The organism is Bifidobacterium sp. WK041_4_12, assembly GCF_041080795.1.
Classification (GTDB): domain Bacteria; phylum Actinomycetota; class Actinomycetes; order Actinomycetales; family Bifidobacteriaceae; genus Bombiscardovia; species Bombiscardovia aquikefiricola.
Genome location: NZ_CP129674.1, coordinates 2,277,023 through 2,295,925, shown reverse-complemented (window position 1 = coordinate 2,295,925; position 18,903 = coordinate 2,277,023). Strand labels below are relative to the sequence as shown.

General features: G+C 55.7%; 15 protein-coding genes and 1 pseudogene. 13 read left to right on the top strand and 3 right to left on the bottom strand.

Going from position 1 to position 18,903, the window contains the following annotated elements:
- The first annotated feature begins 163 nt into the window (after window positions 1–163).
- From QN215_RS09780 to QN215_RS09755, 6 genes and pseudogenes are all read left to right on the top strand, one after another.
- Entirely contained in the window at window positions 164–5,332 is a 5,169-nt protein-coding gene (locus tag QN215_RS09780) for a TIGR03773 family transporter-associated surface protein (protein ID WP_369344097.1), read from the top strand.
- A gap of 92 nt (window positions 5,333–5,424) precedes the next feature.
- On the top strand, window positions 5,425–7,005 hold the full coding sequence (locus tag QN215_RS09775; protein ID WP_369344096.1) for an anchored repeat ABC transporter, substrate-binding protein: 1,581 nt from the start codon (window positions 5,425–5,427) through the stop codon (window positions 7,003–7,005).
- On the top strand, window positions 7,002–8,111 hold the full coding sequence (locus QN215_RS09770) for a choice-of-anchor M domain-containing protein (protein WP_369344095.1): 1,110 nt from the start codon (window positions 7,002–7,004) through the stop codon (window positions 8,109–8,111). The genes QN215_RS09775 and QN215_RS09770 overlap by 4 nt, the downstream gene beginning before the upstream one ends.
- Window positions 8,108–8,941: an anchored repeat-type ABC transporter ATP-binding subunit gene (locus QN215_RS09765; protein WP_369344094.1), complete on the top strand. Its 834-nt coding sequence runs from the start codon at window positions 8,108–8,110 to the stop codon at window positions 8,939–8,941. The genes QN215_RS09770 and QN215_RS09765 overlap by 4 nt, the downstream gene beginning before the upstream one ends.
- Window positions 8,938–9,780: pseudogene (locus QN215_RS09760) on the top strand (anchored repeat-type ABC transporter permease subunit); the annotation flags it as partial. The gene QN215_RS09765 and the pseudogene QN215_RS09760, both read left to right, overlap by 4 nt.
- A 178-nt stretch (window positions 9,781–9,958) precedes the next feature.
- Window positions 9,959–10,891 (top strand): lytic transglycosylase domain-containing protein, encoded by a 933-nt coding sequence (locus tag QN215_RS09755; RefSeq protein ID WP_369344093.1) that lies wholly within the window; start codon window positions 9,959–9,961, stop codon window positions 10,889–10,891.
- A gap of 40 nt (window positions 10,892–10,931) precedes the next feature.
- On the opposite strand, the gene QN215_RS09750 is transcribed toward QN215_RS09755, so the two are convergent.
- Window positions 10,932–11,537, bottom strand: coding sequence for a TetR/AcrR family transcriptional regulator (locus QN215_RS09750; protein WP_369344092.1), 606 nt, complete (start codon window positions 11,535–11,537; stop codon window positions 10,932–10,934).
- 71 nt (window positions 11,538–11,608) lie between these two features.
- On the opposite strand from QN215_RS09750, the gene QN215_RS09745 reads away from it, so the two are divergent.
- The 3 genes from QN215_RS09745 to QN215_RS09735 all read left to right on the top strand — a co-directional run bounded on the left by QN215_RS09745 (window position 11,609) and on the right by QN215_RS09735 (window position 13,881).
- Window positions 11,609–13,126 (top strand): MDR family MFS transporter, encoded by a 1,518-nt coding sequence (locus tag QN215_RS09745; protein WP_369344091.1) that lies wholly within the window; start codon window positions 11,609–11,611, stop codon window positions 13,124–13,126.
- Window positions 13,127–13,248: 122 nt separating this feature from the next.
- Window positions 13,249–13,509 (top strand): hypothetical protein, encoded by a 261-nt coding sequence (locus QN215_RS09740; RefSeq protein ID WP_369344090.1) that lies wholly within the window; start codon window positions 13,249–13,251, stop codon window positions 13,507–13,509.
- A 27-nt stretch (window positions 13,510–13,536) separates the two neighbouring features.
- Window positions 13,537–13,881: a hypothetical protein gene (locus tag QN215_RS09735; RefSeq protein WP_369344089.1), complete on the top strand. Its 345-nt coding sequence runs from the start codon at window positions 13,537–13,539 to the stop codon at window positions 13,879–13,881.
- 178 nt (window positions 13,882–14,059) lie between these two features.
- On the opposite strand, the gene QN215_RS09730 is transcribed toward QN215_RS09735, so the two are convergent.
- Window positions 14,060–14,503: a YjdF family protein gene (locus QN215_RS09730; RefSeq protein ID WP_369344088.1), complete on the bottom strand. Its 444-nt coding sequence runs from the start codon at window positions 14,501–14,503 to the stop codon at window positions 14,060–14,062.
- A 250-nt stretch (window positions 14,504–14,753) separates the two neighbouring features.
- Here QN215_RS09730 and QN215_RS09725 point away from each other — a divergent pair, with 250 nt between their 5' ends.
- Entirely contained in the window at window positions 14,754–15,638 is an 885-nt protein-coding gene (locus QN215_RS09725; RefSeq protein WP_369344087.1) for a type IV toxin-antitoxin system AbiEi family antitoxin domain-containing protein, read from the top strand.
- Window positions 15,639–15,661: 23 nt separating this feature from the next.
- The gene (locus QN215_RS09720; RefSeq protein ID WP_369344086.1) at window positions 15,662–16,582 is read left to right on the top strand and encodes a nucleotidyl transferase AbiEii/AbiGii toxin family protein; all 921 of its coding nucleotides are present in this window, start codon (window positions 15,662–15,664) and stop codon (window positions 16,580–16,582) included.
- A 179-nt stretch (window positions 16,583–16,761) separates the two neighbouring features.
- On the opposite strand, the gene QN215_RS09715 is transcribed toward QN215_RS09720, so the two are convergent.
- Window positions 16,762–17,568, bottom strand: coding sequence for a sugar O-acetyltransferase (locus tag QN215_RS09715; protein WP_369344085.1), 807 nt, complete (start codon window positions 17,566–17,568; stop codon window positions 16,762–16,764).
- Between the two features lie 55 nt (window positions 17,569–17,623).
- Here QN215_RS09715 and QN215_RS09710 point away from each other — a divergent pair, with 55 nt between their 5' ends.
- Both QN215_RS09710 and QN215_RS09705 read left to right on the top strand, forming a co-directional pair.
- Window positions 17,624–17,893, top strand: a complete 270-nt coding sequence (locus QN215_RS09710) for a CopG family transcriptional regulator (RefSeq protein ID WP_369344084.1) — start codon at window positions 17,624–17,626, stop codon at window positions 17,891–17,893.
- A 142-nt stretch (window positions 17,894–18,035) separates the two neighbouring features.
- Entirely contained in the window at window positions 18,036–18,899 is an 864-nt protein-coding gene (locus tag QN215_RS09705; RefSeq protein ID WP_369344083.1) for a class I SAM-dependent methyltransferase, read from the top strand.
- The last annotated feature ends 4 nt before the right edge of the window (window positions 18,900–18,903 follow it).

The following is an 18,903-nucleotide window of genomic DNA, read 5'->3' as shown; positions in this document are numbered from 1 at the left end:
GCGATCTGATTGTGGTCTATCTCCGCTAGATTCTCAACGTCCTGTTTATCGTCGAAAACTAGCACATTTATACGCTATCGGGGTGGGGCTCTCTTGGCCCCGCCCTGAAAGTTGTTGTCTTTGATCTGTCTCAATGTTGTTCCAACCATAGAAAGTTGCTCATATGAAGCTGTTACGGACGCTTGCCGTTGCCGTTGCCGTTGTCTCTGCCATGATCGGCGCGCTCTTGCTGGCTGTTCCAGCGCATGCGTTATCTCAAGCCGATGGGGATATCCCTGCGCCGAGCTCAGCTACTGAACTGACTAATGCGATTATCCAAACGGGGTTCGACGCAGCTGGCATCTGGTCGGTTGGATTGAGTCCAAGTGTGTCGGTTTTTTCGAAAACCGGTGATGACGTGCTGCGTGTACCGTCAAGTCAGCAGAGCACAATTCCGGAGGGTGAAGACTACTCTTGGCTGGGCAGTGCTGGAGCAACGGTGTGGGAAACAACTGCGTACGCTGATCGGTCAGGTGTAGCAAAGCCAATACTCCTCAATGTGGCTACGCGAGCGGGCATCTCATCGAAGCTGACTGAGCTGTCTGCATCTGACAAGAACGTACGTGTAAGCATCGTCGACAGTGAGAGTCCAGGATACGTCTCGATGCATCGGATACCCGCTGCGCGGGCCGACGGGGACCCTGTGCCTGATTTACCGGATGAGACGTTCCGGTTCGGCACCGGGCTTCAGTCGGATGGTTCGGCGCAGGGTGTAGGCCCTGCACAAGTGTCTGCCCGCTCTTCGAACATCATGCAGGCTCGGTTTACGGCGAAGGGAATGTACTGCCTCACCGTAAGGACTGAGGCTACTGCCGCGGACCAGACGCCCCTATCGGCGACCGGGGTGATCAGGATTGCCGTTGGGGACGGCACTCCGGCCACAGCGGCCTGCGGAACCACCCCTGACGATGCTGCCGCACCCGAAGATCCTGAAGTTCCAGGCGAGACTGAGGACACTGAAGACCCTAAGGACGAGGTGACCGTCATACGGGATGGGCACATAGATGCCATTGCTCCGCAGATTGACACGGACGATGAAGGTACGCACACCCTCGCGCTTCGCGCGCATCATAGCAGCCCGCAATACGACTGGATGGATTGGGATGACTTCATCCTCTATAGCGATGACGCCAGCAAGATGACCTTGCCTTCCACGTACACCGACACTGCGGACTACAGTTTCGTGGCGGAACCGGGTGCGACGGTCTGGCGCAGCCCTGTGAGCCAGATTTCTGGGCTTCCCTGGGTTGGGTTAAGCACGCAATCGCCAACGCTTGATTATCTCGGTTCCGATGCACTCCTCAGCATCCGCCTTGATGCTGTCACTGGCGCAACTGGGCAGACGGCGCCAGGAGATGTCATACAATCTGGGAACTATTCAGCGAAGACAGGAACAGGCGTAAATCACAGTACGAGGACTGGGCTCCCTTCTGCGATACTGGAACGGCTGAACACGCACGCCCACTACGACTGGTGGTTCACTGCGCCTGGGGTGTATTGCCTGGCTTTTACCGTTGATGCAATGGTTCCTGACGGGACGAACCAGTCGGCTAGCGGATTGTTGACGCATGTCGTCGGCAGTGACATTGACCCCTCGACAGTGGTGCCGTGCAGCCGCACCATGGAGTACCCGACGTACAGTCCGAAGCCGGCTGCCCCTTCGGCCGAATCTCAGCCGCGTGTCGCTGATGGTGGCTGGTGGACATTCGAAACACGTATCGAGGACGGGAAACCTGTTACAGCTCTTCGAGAGGATGACGCATATCGTACCACCCTTGGACTGAGACATGATGTCGACTCAGTGATTTTCCACAGAACCCTTCCAGATACGGGATTCAGGGGTGCCTTCGCAGTATCGGGACTGGGCAAGATATCGCGAACCTATCCACCCAGTCTGGACTGGGATGCCACTGGCGTTACACGCCAGGAAGCGCCCAAAGGCATTTCATGGACGATAGACTCAGTAAGCGGACCTGGTGAACTGGTTACGACGCATCGATCGAAGGACCTCTTTAACACTGAAGCCGGCGTCAGCAAGACCGCCATCCAGGCGCAATCCCAAACGCAAGGGCAAACAACCTGGAAGGTGACGACTCCTGGCAAGTACTGCATTGCAATGACGTGGGCAATCGACAACGGCTTGAACGAAACGTTAACAACGTCGAAGACTCTCACGGTTGTTGTTGACGGGCCTGGCTACGAGCATGACGAGACGACTTTGACGCAGACGTGCGCGGATGGGGACGCAGGTAGCACGCCTGACCCGACCCCTGGAGATGGCGGTGACGGTGAGGAGACGAAGCCCGCATGGGATGTAAGCAACGGCACGGTCAACCAAGCGGGGGCAACAGTCCTCAACGATGGTCACGTTGACATCACCTCCCGGATAGATGATGGAGTCTTCACTACTAAGGTCAAGGACACCACCGCTTCGTCCACTGCAATATACCGTGACACGAACGAAACCGTATTACAGCTACTCCCTGACTCCAAGACGGTGCTGCCTGAAGATGAAGCGTATTCCTTCCTGGGCGAGCCTGGCAGTTCGATCTGGCAAGTGAGTGAAGTCCAGTACGATGGGTTGCTGTGGCCGGGCTGGTCTACCGATGAGATCGCGGAGTCGGCCATTCAAAGCGGTGTGACGTGGAGTCTAGACAACGCTTCCGGGCCCGGTGAATTCGCTCTCTACACATCCAGCGCGACAGTGTTGGGCGGTGTGGATGTGCGTTTCAACACTCGCGACGGAATCACCTCAGCGGACTCATTTGAAATCCCGAAGATGACGCACGCGCACGGCTCATGGGCATTCACTGAGGAGGGAGTGTATTGCCTAGCGTTCACTCGTGCCACGACACTCGCTTCGGGCAAATCTGCGTCCAACAAGTTCACCCTTGCCCTTGCTGTTGGCGAGACCGATGTGACGAGCATCGACCCTGCTACCTGCTTCAAGGACACCGATACGCCCGGCGATGGTAGTGATACCGGTGATGGTAGTGATACCGGTGACAATGGTGGCGATGACGGCAACGGTTCCGGTTCGGAGACTGGTGATCCAGGTGATACGGGTGACACCGACGAACCTAGTGACCCAGGCGATACGGGTGGTGACGGTGATACCGATAATCCAGGTGATGGCTCTGATGGTGGCGATGGCTCTGACACTGGCGATGATTCCGGTTCGGATGGTGGTGATGACGACAACAATGGTTCCGGTTCAGATACTGGTGACCCGAGCGACCCTGGTGACACCGACGAGCCGGGTGATGCGGGTGATGGCTCTGGCGGTGACGATGATTCCGGTGTTCCTGTGCCGCAGCCTGTGTGGAATGTTGCTAACGGGACGGTGAATGCTGCTGGTGCGACGGTGTTGAATGATGGGCATGTTGACATTGCTTCGCTGCTTGATGGTAATCGTCTGGTGACTCAGGTGAAGGACACCACCAGCGGTTCTGAGACATGGCGTGATCCTACGAAGACGGTGTTGCAGTTGTTGCCTGGCGCTCAGGCTCAGGTGCCGTCTGGTAGCCAGTGGTCGTTCCTTGGTAATGCGGGTTCGCAGTTCTATCAGGTCACGCAGACCCAGCAGGCCGGGTTGTTGTGGCCGGGTTGGTCAACTGAGTCGATTACCTTGAACGCGACGAATGGCGTGGATTGGCGTTTGACAAACGTGTCTGGTCCGGGCGAGTTCGCGCTGTACCAGCTTGGCATATTTGGTCAGCCTGAGGTGCTGTTTAATACGCGTGATGGCGTGTCTGATGCTGATAGGTTCACGATTCCTAAGAACACGCATGCTCATGGTTCGTGGGCGTTTAGTGCTGAGGGTTCGTATTGCTTGGCGTTTGAACGTGCCACGACCCTGGCTTCCGGTGCTCGGGTTACCAGCCCGTTTGTGTTGGCCGTGGCCGTGGGTCATGCCGACGTGATGCAAGCCGACCCGGCCAACTGCTTCACCGGACAGGATGAACAGCCTGCACCGGATGGGGATACCACGCCAACCGAGGAGTTGACGGATGCCAATAGAGGCGGTCTGCGTGTGCTTGATGGCGCGCAGGGATTCTATCCCGGCCAGCTACTTCGTGTGCAGTTGCCGCAAGGATATGCGGGCAAAGATGTTACCGGATGGCTGCACTCAACGCCTACAAACCTCGGCAAGCAGACGGTTGATGCTCAGCATGTGGCGAGTTTCCGAGTGCCAAAAGATACTCCTGTGGGAGAGCACCGCATTGAAGTGAGATCCGAGGGCGGCAGCCTGATCGGGTGGAGTGAGGTCAAGGTCGTTACGCCTCCATCGGTGCCGAATGCTCCGAAGGATCAGCTAACGTCTGGTGACAATACTCCTCCTGTCACAACGTTGGCGGCACGCCAGTGTGTGGTTGGCGCAACGGTGCTGTCTTCTGGGCATGTGGATTACTCGTCACGCATCGTCAATGGCAGTTTGCAATCGTTGATTGGTGATGACACATCAGGAACCAAGGTTTACCGTGAGCCAGCGGGGACGATTCTGTGGCTGAAGCCCTCCAGTGTCGTGACATTGCCGAATGGTTATGGGCAGATTGGTGCGGCAGGTTCGCGTGTGTGGCAGATTCCGCAGACGCAGCAAGCGAATCTTATTTGGCTGGGATGGAATACGGAATCGCTGAATGCTGGTAACGCTCGCGGGCCGGTTACGTGGACCATCAACTCGGTGAATGGTCCAGGGTCAATGAAGGTGTATTTGGCTGGCGCGTTCGGCGGAGTGCAGCAGATGGTATTCAACGGCGCAGGCAGCTACAGGATTCCTCTTGGCGTTCACGCACATGCGAACTGGGCGTTCAGCAGGGAAGGCATATACCGGATTTCGATGACGCAGACCGCCACGCTTGCTAACGGTCAGACATCTTCGGATACTGAAACCCTCACGATTGTGGTGGGTGCGGTTGACCCCGCATCGGCCATGAGCTCCACGACGGATTGCAACACAGCATCGCAAGCTCGACTCGTGTTCACCGCCGATGATGCCGGTACTGCAAGGGCCAAGAAACTCGCAGAAGAAGCGGCATTAAAGGCGGCAGATCAGGCTTCCGCACTTGCTGGCGAAGCCGATGACACCGAGCAGGCCGACGAGCGCGTTGATGCAGCACAAGGTCCTCGGGCAAAAGGTGCCGGTCCTTTGGCTGCACTGACAGAAGGCAATCCTGTGCCACTGCTGCTGACGATACTCGGGCTACTGCTGCTCAGCGGTGCTGCGGGTGCGGGCGTGCTGTGGTGGATGGGTAAGCGCAACGGGTCATTGGCATGGCGAACACGGCCATAACAGTTGACGTGCGGTCGGTCGTCCGGTGTGCGATGCGGTCAGTCGTGCGTTGTGCTGCGCGTTGTGCTGCTGTGCGATATGCCGCACGGTGGATGACAACGGTGGGTGTGCTGTGTGGCGTGCTGCTGGTATCAGGGTGCGCCGCCAGACCAGCCTTGCCCGCGCATAGCGAACGGTTACGGGTGGTCACCACGACGGGGATTTTGCGGGACATGGTCGAACACGTCGGCGGTGATTATGTAGATGCCGTATCCCTCATACCTGATAACAGCGATCCACATTCCTATGAGCCAACATTGCGAGACGCCCGAAATGTCGTCTATGCCGATGTCGCATTTTCCAATTATGCAATGTTGGAAGAACAGTCGGTGATTAAAACCCTTGATGCTAACCTGCGTTCAGATGCCATCAACGTGTCTCTGGCTGAGGAAGCGGTGAAATACGCTGCCGAGATCATTCCCTTAGTGGAGAACGTCAACCTTGACACCGTGTGGCTTGGATTGCGGGCGCATGGCAGCGGGGAACGCTACGGTGCAACCCGCACCTCCGAAGTGCTGCTCTCTGCCACGAACGCCACTGGCCCGGGCGATATATTCGCATATTTGACGGGTTCCTTTGGCAATACGGAACGCTATTTTGACTCCTCCGACGGTTTTGACGCGGCACAGGGGTATCGCGACGACACCATGTCGCTGCCTGCGGACGCGCATACGCATCTATCGTGGGCCTTCACCAAGCCAGGCGTGTACACCATCGACCTGCAAGCCAAGCTCAAAGTGAGCGATACCGCCAAACCCGTGGCTTTGGGGCATGCAACATACACCTTCGCCGTGGGGGTGAACCCCACTCAGGCTGCCAAGCAGACTGGAATCAAGAACCCGGTGATACTCGACAAAGGGCATGCCGATTTGACCGCGAACCTTGACTCGGCAGCCTTGGAAGTTCGCTACGATCCGGGTGGCGGAGGCGAACACTCCCAGCAAGCATATCCGGCAAGTCAGGTCGTTGTGGATGTGCCAGCCAAAGCGTTGGCGGAAATTCCCAAAGGATCTCAATACGCCTTCCTTGGCCGTCCTGGACAGCATGTGTATCAGCTCGCGCAAGCCGTACTCGGCAAGCATGTACATGGCGAGATTGACCCGCATTTGTGGCAGAACGCTCGCAACGGCATGGCCTATGTGCAGCTCATACGAGACACGCTTATCGGCGCTGACCCAGCTCATACCGCTCAATACGTGGCACATGCCGAAGCGTATCTGAAAACCTTGGAAGCGACGGATGACTACATGTCGGCGGCACTCGCCAAGATTCCTCAGCAGGGACGGTATCTGGTGACCACTCATGATGCTTTCGGATATCTTGCCCATGCATATGGTCTTTCCGTTGCCGGATTCGTCACTCCCAACCCTGCTACGGAGCCTTCGCTGGCGGACCGGCGCAAACTGGTCGAAACCATCCGCTCCCTGCAAGTGCCCGCTGTGTTTCTTGAACCGAACCTTGCCAGCAGATCATCAACCTTGCAACAGGTTGCCAATGATGAAGGCATTCGCGTGTGCCCGATATATGGCGACACCTTCTCCAATGAGGTCAACAGCTACGAGCAGATGCTGCGATTCAACGCCGACAGCCTCAATGAATGCCTCACCGATTCGACAGATAGGAAAACTTCATGATGAACCTGCATCCATTTCGACGTCGTATTGCAGCGCTGCTGGCCACTCTCACCAGCCTTGCAGCTCTTGGCATACCGGCTTTGGCATACGCCGAGGATGGTGAAGACCCGAATCTGAACCAGACGATAGGCGAGCTTGCCATCGTCCACGGTCAGCGTGAACTGGTCACCGGGCATATTGATATGGGACCGAAATATGACCAGGGGGTTTGGCGTTTCCTCATTCACGATGATGTGGCCAAGGCTGACGCGAATGCCACCAGCGTGTGGCGCTATCCCGACGAAACGGTGTTCCATGTGCTCGACGCGGCGAAACTCGCCGTTCCTGAAGACCCTGCCTATTCGTTTGTGGGTGCTGCGGCTGGCAGTGACGTGTACGTGGTGCCGCAGACGCAGAATCCCGAAGTGGTGTGGATAGGGTGGAATACGCAAGACCCCGAGGTGATGAACACCATCGAACGCGGCATCACTCTGTCGCTGACGGGGGTGCAGGGGCCGGGCATCATGACGACCTATCTGCAGTCGGGCTCCTTTGGCGAGCCGCAAGTGTTGTGGGATTCACGCAAGAGCGAATCCCAGCCCATCTGGGTGGATGTCAACACGCATACGCACGCGAACTGGGTGTTCACGCAACCCGGCGTGTATCTCGTTGAACTTACCGCCGAAGCTGAGCTGCGTGACGGCAGCCATGTGACGGACACTCAGCACATTCGCTTCGCAGTGGGCACGGCAACCACGGCAGATCAGGCATTCGCCCAACAGTGGCAGGGGAGTAGCGCCGCAAAATCCGACCATGCCGGTTCCTCAGATGCCAGTGGCGGTGCTAGCGGCAACGAGAGCGCTGACGGCAGTGCTGACAAGACCAAAAGCGGTGGCTCGGCTGCTACGGGACAAAGCGGGCAGGAGGGCAGTGCCCCTGCAAACACTGCGCTGGTTGCCGTGCTTATTGGAGCCATCATCGTGGTATTCATTGCCTTGGTTGCAGGTTTCACCGTGGTGATAGTGCGCGGAAACAAGGCCAAACGCCGTATTCTCGACGATCGAAGGCGCAAAGCCGAGAGTGAGGCGGAAACAGGTGGCGACCAAAGCGTTGGTGGTGGCATATGAGTGCAGCAACGGATACAGCATTCCCCACAGCGCAGGCCGCATCGCTTCCTGCCGCACACAATAAAACACATGCCAATGCACATGCCGCGCTGCGTCTTGACGATGTGACGGTTGAACTTGGTGGCAGATGCGTGCTGCAATCTGTCAACCTTAGCGTTGAGCGGGGTGAGCTGCTCGCGCTGATAGGACCGAATGGTGCGGGCAAAACCACATTGTTGCGTACCGTTCTCGGTTTGCAGCGTGCCGCGTTCGGGCGGGTGCTCGTCGATGGGAGAAGTGCCAAGCCTGGGCGTGCCGCCATCGGCTATGTTCCCCAACGCCACGAGTTCGCCTGGGATTTTCCGATTTCCGTTGCCAACGTGGTGGCGACAGGACTGTGTGGAAAATTGGGGTTGTTCAAACGTCCTGATGCGGCCGTTTGGGAAGCTGTCGCTGATGCCCTTGATCGTGTGCGCATGACGGCGCTTGCAGACAGGCCGGTAGGTCAGCTTTCCGGCGGGCAACGCCAGCGGGTGCTGGTGGCACGCGCCCTCGCCCTGCAACCTTCGGTGCTGCTGCTGGATGAACCTTATACGGGACTTGATATGCCGACCCAAGAGCTGCTTGCCGGTCTGTTTCGCGATATCGCGCATGAAGGCCATGCCGTGTTGATGACCACGCATGACCTTGTTGGTGCGATAGGAGGCGCTGACCGTCTGGCATTGCTGAATTCGACGATTATCGCAGCCGGAACCCCATCCGCATTGGTATCGAACCCTGATGCGTGGACGACGACCTTCGGTGTGGGGCGCGACTCCGCATTGCTGCGCATGGTGAAGGCGGTCGCATGAGTCCCGTTGATTTCTTTATGGATTTGTTCAACCCAAATCTCGCGTTCCTACCCAAGGCATTAGCGGTTGCGGTGATGTCTTCCATGGTGTGCGGGGTAGTGGGCTGCTACGTTGTGCTGCGCGGCATGGCGTTCATCGGTGATGCCGTGGCACATGCCGTATTCCCCGGTTTGGCTGTCGCATTTGTGATTTCCGGCAACCTCGTGCTCGGTGGAACGGTCGCCGGAGTGCTTACGGCGATTCTTGTCGCCGTGTTTTCGCAGAACCGACGATTGAAAGAAGATTCCATCATCGGCATCCTGTTCGTCGCCGCCTTCGCGCTTGGCATTGTCATTATCTCCCAATCGCCCGGATATGCAGGGTCTTTGCAGCAGTTCCTCTTCGGCTCGATAACAGGAATTCCCGAGTCGGATCTGTACATTGTGGCGGGTACTTCGCTCGTGGTGTTGCTGGTCATATTCCTTCTTCACAAGGAATTGGTGACCGTCTCCTTGGATCGTGAATCCGCACGGGCACAAGGACTCGCGGTATTCTGGCTCGATCTGGCTCTCTACGTGCTGGTCACGCTTGCGGTCGTGATAAGCGTGCAAACCATCGGTAATATCCTCGTGCTCGCTCTGCTGGTGACACCGGCGGCAACCGCACGCCTGCTGACTGACCGTCTGGGCATCATGATGGTCGTGGCTCCGGTGATTGGCGCATGTTCGGCACTGACCGGCCTGTACGTTTCGTGGTCATGGGATTTTCCGACAGGCGGCACCATCGTGCTGGTGTTGACGGCAGTTTTTCTGTGCGCGTGGCTGTTTTCTCCACAACAAGGCGTTGTCATTCGCGCAGTGACACACGGACATAGGTCACGCGCGACACTCAGACAGGCTCAGGCATCGCAGAGTGTTCAGGCATCTCAGGGTGTTCAGATATCTCAAGGTGTTCAAGCTCCTCAGAGTGCTACCGAATCCATTCCATCGGAGCATCGTTCCACACATCGTTCACATCGTATTTCCAGAAGGTCTGACCATGACTGATCCACAGAATCCTTTTCCATTATTCCCTTCGACACCTGAAACCAATGCCTCGGAGTACACTCCGGACAACGCGCGCCACACTTCTGCTGCCATACCCTGGCGGCGGCTAGCGTGGCCAACGACCATGAGTGTGCTCGGATTATTGGGGATTGCCGCACTTCTTGCAGCATTGTTCGCCGCAACTTATGCACCAGAAAATGACGAGAGTCAGGCAAGCGCTGCAGGGCATGCAAGCAGCAGCGCCACGCTAGCTACGGACACGGAAGCTACAACAACAGCGCCAACCAGCGCAGCACCCTCGGCATCCGGTACTGCCAATGTGACTGCCAACGGCGGTGAGCAAGAGAACATACCCATTGCGAAACTTGCAGACAAGGAATGGGTGACGAAAATCGCCAAATCGTCCGGCATTCCCGAACGCGCGCTGCAAGCCTATGCAGGAGCGTCAATCGCCGTGTCTCGCACCCATCCCTCATGCGGACTGGGATGGAACACCCTCGCTGCCATCGGTCAGGTAGAAACCGAACATGGCAGCACCAATAACGCCACACTGCATGCAGACGGGACGGTCGCTCCATCAATCATCGGTGTGGCCCTCGATGGCAACGGAAACAACCGTACCCCGGATACGGATCGTGGCGAGATTGACGGCGACACCACCTGGGATCGCGCGGTAGGGCCGATGCAGTTCATTCCTGCAACATGGAAGAGCGCCGCACAAGATGGCAACCGTGACGGCAAACAGGACATCAACCAGATTGACGACGCTGCGCTCGCGGCAGGCTTGTATTTGTGCAAGACCGGAGGAAATCTGACTCAATCCAAGAACTGGATCAGTGCTATCAGCGCCTACAATCCCTCTGTTGACTACAATCATCGGGTGGCTGAAGCGGCCCAACACTACGCCACCATCAATGTGGACTGACCTGTCGAAGCCGAGTGCCGCTCTGTCGAAAAGCTGCTGCTCAGTGAGCCGGTCGTGTCAGCACGGGCAGGACGATGTCGTCAATCATGGATTCGATGGCTTCGTGCGGGACTGGGCGGCGCGTTCTGAGAACTTCATCGCGAAACAGTTGAATCGGTAGTTCGCGCACCCGTGGTGTCAGAAGCTGTGGATTGATGTCTCCGCGCTCCACGGCTCGGTTCAGGATGGTGTTGATATGCGAACTCTGCTGGTTGTGAGCGTCGCGGGATGCGGTGTTGCTGAATGCGGTTTCTCCGAAATAGTTCAGGAGTCTCGATTCGAGTTCAATGCCGATGCGGATGCGTTTCTCGTTGATTTGCGTCAATGCACCAATGAGGTCGTCACGGAGATTGCCGGTGTTGGGGCAGGGCAACCGCGTGCCTTTGAGAGCGTGAATTACGGCTGCTCGCGCCAGATCGGGTTTGGCTGGCCAACGTCGATACAGCACTGCCCGGCTTGTTGAAGCTGCCTGGGCCACGGCGTCGAAGGTCAGATTGTCATATCCCACGTCAAGCAGCACCTGCCACGCCGCGTCGAGGAGCGAATGTTCCAGGGCGGTTCCACGGCGGCGATGTTCACCTTCACCATGATTATTTTTAGGAGTCATTGTGTTTCCTATTGTAGCGTGATAGGCTTCCGCATGTTAGATACACAATGACTCTTATGGGGGTAGAAAATATGGCAGAACAAGCCGTTTCAGACGACACGGACACAGACGATACGAACACAGCGCACAAGGCTACAAGCGCAGCAGGGTCGTCAGGCGTATCTGGGTCGTCTATGCAACCCGGAGTGTGGAGCACGGTCTGGGCCACGCTGATCGGCGGGCTTGCCGTCTTGTTTGGCACTACGATTATTTCGGTGGCAATCAAGCCCTTGGCAGTGGCACTCAACGCACCGGTGAGCACTATCCAGTGGGTGAGCACGGCATATTTGCTGATGCTCGGTGTAACGATACCTCTTGACGGCTGGGCTCAACGCAGATTTGGTGGCAAACGTCTGTGGATCACGGGTCTGGTGATTTTCATGATCGCCTCGATCTTGTCCTCGTTGTCTTGGAATGCCGCTGCGCTGATAGTGTTCCGCGGTCTGCAGGGAGTGGGCGGCGGCATACTCATGCCGTTGATGCTGACGCTCGTCATGCAGGCGGCACATGGGCGCAACATAGGGAAAATCATGTCCGTGGTGAGTATGCCCGCAATTTTGGGACCAATTCTCGGACCGGTTCTGGGCGGTCTCATTCTTGACCATTTGGCATGGCCATGGCTCTTTTGGGTGAATGTGCCATTTTGCGTGGTGGGTATCATTCTGGCGATTGTCGCCTTGCCGAAAGATGGTCCTACGCACAACGCGCCGCTGGATATTCCAGGCTTCATCCTTATGGCGGCGGGTCTGGTCGGTGTGCTCTACGGACTCAGCAATGCGAGTTCCGCTGGCGGTTTTGGTGCCGCAAACGTGCTGGTTCCGCTCGTCGGAGGTGCGATACTGCTGGTGGCTTTTGTCTGGTGGGCATTGATTCGTCGGGAAAAGGCTCTGGTGGATATTCGACTGCTCAAGCACTGGCCGCTTGCCTCGGCATCATCGCTGCTCTTCCTTTCTGGATTTGCGCTGTATGGTGCCATGCTTCTGCTGCCGTTGTACTTTCAAACCTTGCGTGGGCTGACTCCCTTGCAGGCCGGTCTTATGCTCATTCCCCAAGGGCTGGGCACCTTCGCCAGCCGTTCCATAGCAGGCAATCTCACGGATTCAATCGGTGCACGCTGGGTGACGGTGGTCGGTTTTGCGATTCTCACCCTCGGTACTGTGCCATTTGCCTTTGCTGATGCCAACACGAGTTATATATGGATCGGTTTCGTCCTGTTTGTGCGAGGAATCGGGCTGGGAGCGGTTACTCTGCCGTTGATGGCCGTGGCATATCAGGGGCTTGCTCCCAAGGAAGTGCCTGATGCCAGCCTGTTCAGCAGAATCGGCCAGCAGGTCGGTGGTTCCTTCGGTGCCGCAGTGCTTGTCGTCATCCTCGAATCTGCAGCAGGCAACATCACGCAGGCATCTCAGGCTTCCGGAGCCTTCCAAACGTCATTCTGGTGGACGACCGGATTCACGGTCTTTGCCCTCGTGCTCTCATTCTGGTTGCCAGGAGCCCCAGCTACACCCAAAACCGAGGAATTGGCCAACGAGGAAGACGCGGAGCTGTGAGTTGGGCTGCTGTGCTTGATTCAACTGGTCTGAAGCGGTGTCCGCATGCATGAGTTCTCAGAGGAATCTTGTAATCACTCGGTCAATAAATGGTAGCATCTTTTTGTGATACTATTTATGGCATGCCCGCTTCCATGATAGTGTTCGCCACATCGGCCTCCAGACACGGGTTCGAGCTGGACGATGTGACATACGCCTATCAGCACATTATCCGTAGACGTGTGATGCAGCATGACGGTGAGACCTATATCAAGTTCACTGGCAGACATCACGGCGACCCACTGGTTCCGAGCATTGAGGTGATGATGAAGCATGCGGCCGATGGTCGAGTGATCGTATTCCATGTCAATGCGGAGCAGGGCAACTTTTGGGACAAGGATTGAGTTCTGGGACAGGGATTGAGCGCAGACATGACGAAGACCGGGCGAAAGGACACTGAGATGGCACACAAGGACGAGGTATGGCGTTGGGATGATTCCCAAGCTGAGGAGACTACGGGGGCCGAGGCGCAGGCGCAGGCAGACAAGGATCTGATGGAATGGACGGGCGCCACGACTGCTCAGGATGCAGCGAATATGCTGCTTGGACGTCCGAGCCTTGCCGAACGGGGTAGGGAGAAGAGCGAGGTGCTGCACTTCAAGGCACCGGCATACATGGCTGAGTATGTCAAGAGCCAAGGCAACCAGTCCGAATACATGCGAGAGTTGATTGCTAGAGACATGCAGAAGCATAATCGTCGCTTGCAAACCGCATGATGTGGCGTGATTGCATGGCCATAGTATGGCATGGCATTGCATGGCAGTTGCAGACCGCGTTCCGCAGCTTGAGCGCGAAGTGATTGAGTCCAGTCGCTCGGGTGATGGTCATGTTTTGGATGCCGTTTCGACAGTAGTTGAACGGTGGAACTGCAATCGCCCGTTTCTAGAACCCTTTTCAGTGTCCGCGATGCTTGAGTTTTCTTTTCTGAATCTTGAGCATGCGTCGATGATTATCCGCTTCGACTCTTCTCAGACGGTTCTGAATCTTGTCGTTCTTCTTGTGCTCATCCCTTGCAGCAGAAAGCGCCAACTGTGCCTTTGTGCTGATTCCACGTTGTCGCATCGATCGAGCGGCCATTCTTTCCAGACGCTTAGGATTCACATTGCGAGAGCTTTTCCTGCTTCTGTCGGAAACACTTATCGGAGTACTAAACTCCAACGAATAATAATGCTTCTGCAAATAATCAAGAACCTCATAGTCCTTTGGTTCACTGCCAAACACTATCCTACAAACCTGAATTTTCCCGTCGTTCTCGCGCTCGCACACACAGACCCAGAACGAGCCGTCAAAATATACTGTTGATTGAGCTTTTGAAAACTTACGCCCGTTTTCAGGCATACTACAACCTCCTCTATGATTCGAGAAGATTGGACGGCCGAGGAGGCTGGATACTGACGGGAAACCGCGTCCGGACTACCGTACCGAACTGTGTTTTTATCTTCACCTCACACGATACCAGCCCATGAGCGATGCAAGGGTAGAGCTGTTGTCTATTTTCAAATGCAACGCTGTTGCTGTGGTCGATGATGGCAGTTCGTCCGTGAATGCTTTGTACTTGTATTGTATCAGATAAAGATACAATACAAGTATGAATAAAGTCGCAAAGCTTGCCACACTCACATCAGGCCAGTGGGGTATGGTGACGACCTCGCAAGCCGAGATGCTTGGTGTGACGAGACTCGATCTGTCACGCATGGAACGGTCAGGTATCTTCGAGCGTTTGGCTCACGGTATATACAAGGATGCGGGGGTGCCGACTGACGCTTTCGAGGGCGTGCATGCCGCCTGGCTGTCCATCGATCCGAAACGCACCGCTGAGGCACGTCTGCGTGACGTGCCTGACGAGGCCATCGTCTGTCTTGAAAGCGCAGCATGGATGCTCGGGGTTGGTGATTTCGTTCCCGAACCCTACCGGTTCTCCACGCCGCGGCGACGACAGACACAAAGAGCAGATCTCAAGCTGCGCACACGACGCTATCCCAGCGAGTCCGTGCGAATAGTCAATGGTCTGCCGGTGACGATATTCGAACAGACTGTGGCCGATCTGGTGGAAATAGGAACAGACCTTTCCTTGATTCAGAACATGCTGCTGAAAGAGTTTGTGCACCGATCCGGGGATTTGGACAGGGATAAGCTCGCCAGACGACTGGCACCGCTGGCGAAACGTCAAGGTTTCGCCCCCGAGGACGGGAAGTCGATGGTTGCGCAGCTGATGGGACCGGTGGATGACCGCATCAGTGAAACGCTCCGGAATGCAGCCCAAGTGCTAAGTGACCGCTTCGAGTCCCTTACGAATTTCACGTATGATTCGTTCTCAAACAGTAACGCTGAGGCTATCGCGAATGCCCTGATGAAGATCCATGAATTCGCGCAACTGTTCGTTGAACGCATGCAATCAGACAAGGAGAATCCCGGCATCAGCGGTACTTTCCCCGCCGACACTTCAGACGATGCTGATCCCAAAGAATCGTAAATCCCAGAAGAAAGGACAACATCATGACCGACGACACCTACGCCTACTCGTCTGGTATCGCGGTCGAGGCGGCCATCAAAAGCGCCGCGAAAGCCGAGCATGCACGCCATCCGAAACGGCTGGTAGGCGACCTCATTAGACAGGCTCACTATGACCGGTTCCTCAGCAGGGTCTTCAGCGAGGGGGAGGAGAGCACCTGGGTACTCAAAGGAGGTAGTGCCATGCTCGCCCGCATCCCCTCGACCCGACGCACCCTCGATGCGGACCTGTTCAGCAATGGATACGATGCACGAGAATCTCTCGAAGAACTCAAACGCCTGGCAGATATCGACCTGCACGACCATTTCGTCTTTGAATTCGTTTCCGCGACGCCGATCCTTCAAGCGGACAATCAGCCGTATCAGGATGGGTGGCGGGTGGTTTTCAACACTCGTCTTGGTGTCAAGCTCCTCAATCCGATACACGTGGACCTCGTCGCTCATCAGGGAACCATGCCCAGGGCCGATGTGCTGACACCCGTCAACCGCCTGCCAATCGACAGGCTGACCACTTATCCATACCGCCTGTACCCGGTCACCTGTCAGTTCGCCGATAAGGTGTGTGCCGTGGTGCAGAAGATCAACGGGAGGGAATCCAGCCGTATCAAGGATCTGGTCGACCTCGCGATCATCGTCGTCACACAACGCTTCGAAGCCGGTACACTCGAAGAATCACTGAGAAGCGAAAGCGTCCGACGTCAACTGCCGTACCCTATCGAATTCGCAATACCTAAATCTTGGAAGCCTGCACAATTCCATCAAACCGCACAGACAACCAAAGTGGACGACATGACCATAGAGCAAGCACACACCCTGATACAAGGACTGTTAGAAAACCTGTACGCACGCGACACCGCGACACCACTCGAATGGGATCCAGCATTGTTGGCCTGGGTGGAACGGTGACACCTCGGTGGCAGACATCCTGCGGATTTCTCATAGGAAAAAATCTGGTCTAGCTGGATGATGAAGCGATTTGAGATTGGAAGCTCCTCACACGATACCAGCTCATGAGAGGTACAAGGGTAGGCAATTCCACCAGACCGTTGGCGGCCTTTCGCTGGTATATTGCTTTGCCAGTGATGCTACTGATTGATGGTACGAATCACATGTGCAGGGTTGCCAACAGCGATACTGTTTGCTGGTATGTCTTTCGTTACCACTGCACCGGCACCAATTACCGTTCCGTCACCGATTTTCACGCCCGGGAGCACGATCACGCCTCCACCCAACCAGCAGCCACGACCAATCTCGATTGGACGCGCATACGTATTCCAGCGGTAATGGCCGCTGTCCGCGTGCCAGTCGTCAACCAGCCGTTCAGCCAACTCCGCTGGATGCGTTGCCGTATAGAGTTGAACATTGGATGCGATTAAGGTGTCAGAACCAATGGTGATCGTGTTGCAATCAACAAAAGTGCAATTCATATTGACCGAAATATTGGACCCCAGATGGATATTTCGCCCATAGTCACAGGTGAACCTCATGCCGATGGTGACGTTATCGCCCACTGAACCGAGCAGTTCATGCAGTATTCTTGTTTTCTCGGCCTTTGCCTCATACGGTAGCTGGGAATAAGCGTCAAGTAACCGTCGCGCGTCTGTTTTGTATTTCAGAAAAACCTGTTCGTGAGCATCGTAAATCTCACCTGCCATACACTTGTCCAACTCATTCATCATGTCCTCCTTGACTGAACAACCAATGGTAATTGTATGTTGTTTCCTTCTACGCTGTTCGTTTACCTTGGCTTTTCTTGCCATCTGATGCTTCGCTGCTGCTCGCTGCTGTTGCTGGTGGTTGGGATGCATACAAATGCAGTCTCTTTTTATGTAATACGCTTGTACCACATACTTATCACAATACTGGCGGCGAGGTGCTGATCTATCACGCATTCACCTCTCCCACCAGGAAGTTCATGAGGGAGATCGCACGAATCAGGAGGCAACGATGAGCATGAGCCAGCACGACGTGGAGCTGCTGAGAAAATTCGGCATGAGCAGCGAGCAGGTCGAGAAAGACGCCGGTCAGGTCGAGTCCGAGACCGTGGACGACAGGCTGACTGACAAGGTCTACTACGGTCTGCACCTCGCGCAGAGCGAGGAGGAGATGGCCACGGTGAGCTTCCGCCTGCCCAAATCCACCCTTGACAGGATCACGCGGGACGCTGAGAGATTCCACATCAGCCGCAGCGAGTACCTGCGCCGCAAGCTCGTCTGACACCGCACTCTCATTGCCGCATGACCTACACCTCTGCCTGATGTGAACGAATGTAGAGATTGAGTCATGGGTATCTTTGCTTGTATGGGGATGGAAATACGCTTTTGTGCATTGTGTATAAGGGAGCATGAAGGAATTACATATGGTGCATACAGATATGTCCGATGCTGATGACGTGCATCAGAATCTTGAGAACTGGAATGATAGAGCCAGCGTTCATATGCATGGCGGATACGGTGACATTGATTCCTTCATTAATAATACTGAGGAAATAACGTCAGTTGTCAGACGAGACTATGCGGTTCTTGCTCCTTTTCTCGGCTCGCAGGGCATAGAAAATCGGCGGCTTCTGCATTTGCAGTGCCATATCGGACTCGATACGGTGAGCTGGTATCGACTTGGAGCCAGAGGCGTGTGCGGACTTGATTTTTCGGATGTCGCATTGGCCTATGCAAGATCTATAGCTCAACGTGCCCAGGTTCCAGTGAGATTTGTGCAGGGTGATGCGCGTCATTCCGATCAGGCATTGACACCGGTTGAGCATCGTTTCGATGTGGTCGTTACCAGTGTCGGAACTATCACCTGGCTGCCCGATTTGACAGAGTGGGCGCAGTCCATAGCGAATCTTCTTGTTCCGGGCGGTGTTTTCATGATCAGAGATGATCATCCACTGTTGTTCGCGCTTGATAATTCGGGGTTGAACGTTGTGCAGGATTATTTCAGTGGGACCGAATCCTCATATGATTCCAACTCCTCGTACACCGAAGGTTCGGCCGGGAAGATTGAGCACACACGGAATCATAACTGGGCGCATGATTTTCACGAGATCACAGAATCACTAATCCACGCCGGACTGACGATTGAAAACATCGGAGAATATGAAGTCGCGGATTGGCAATCCCTTCCAATGTTGACTGCAGACGAGAATGACGGCGGATGGCGTATGCCTGACCAATATCCCCGCATTCCTCTGACCTTTTCCATTGTGGCCAAAAAGAATCAGTAACAAG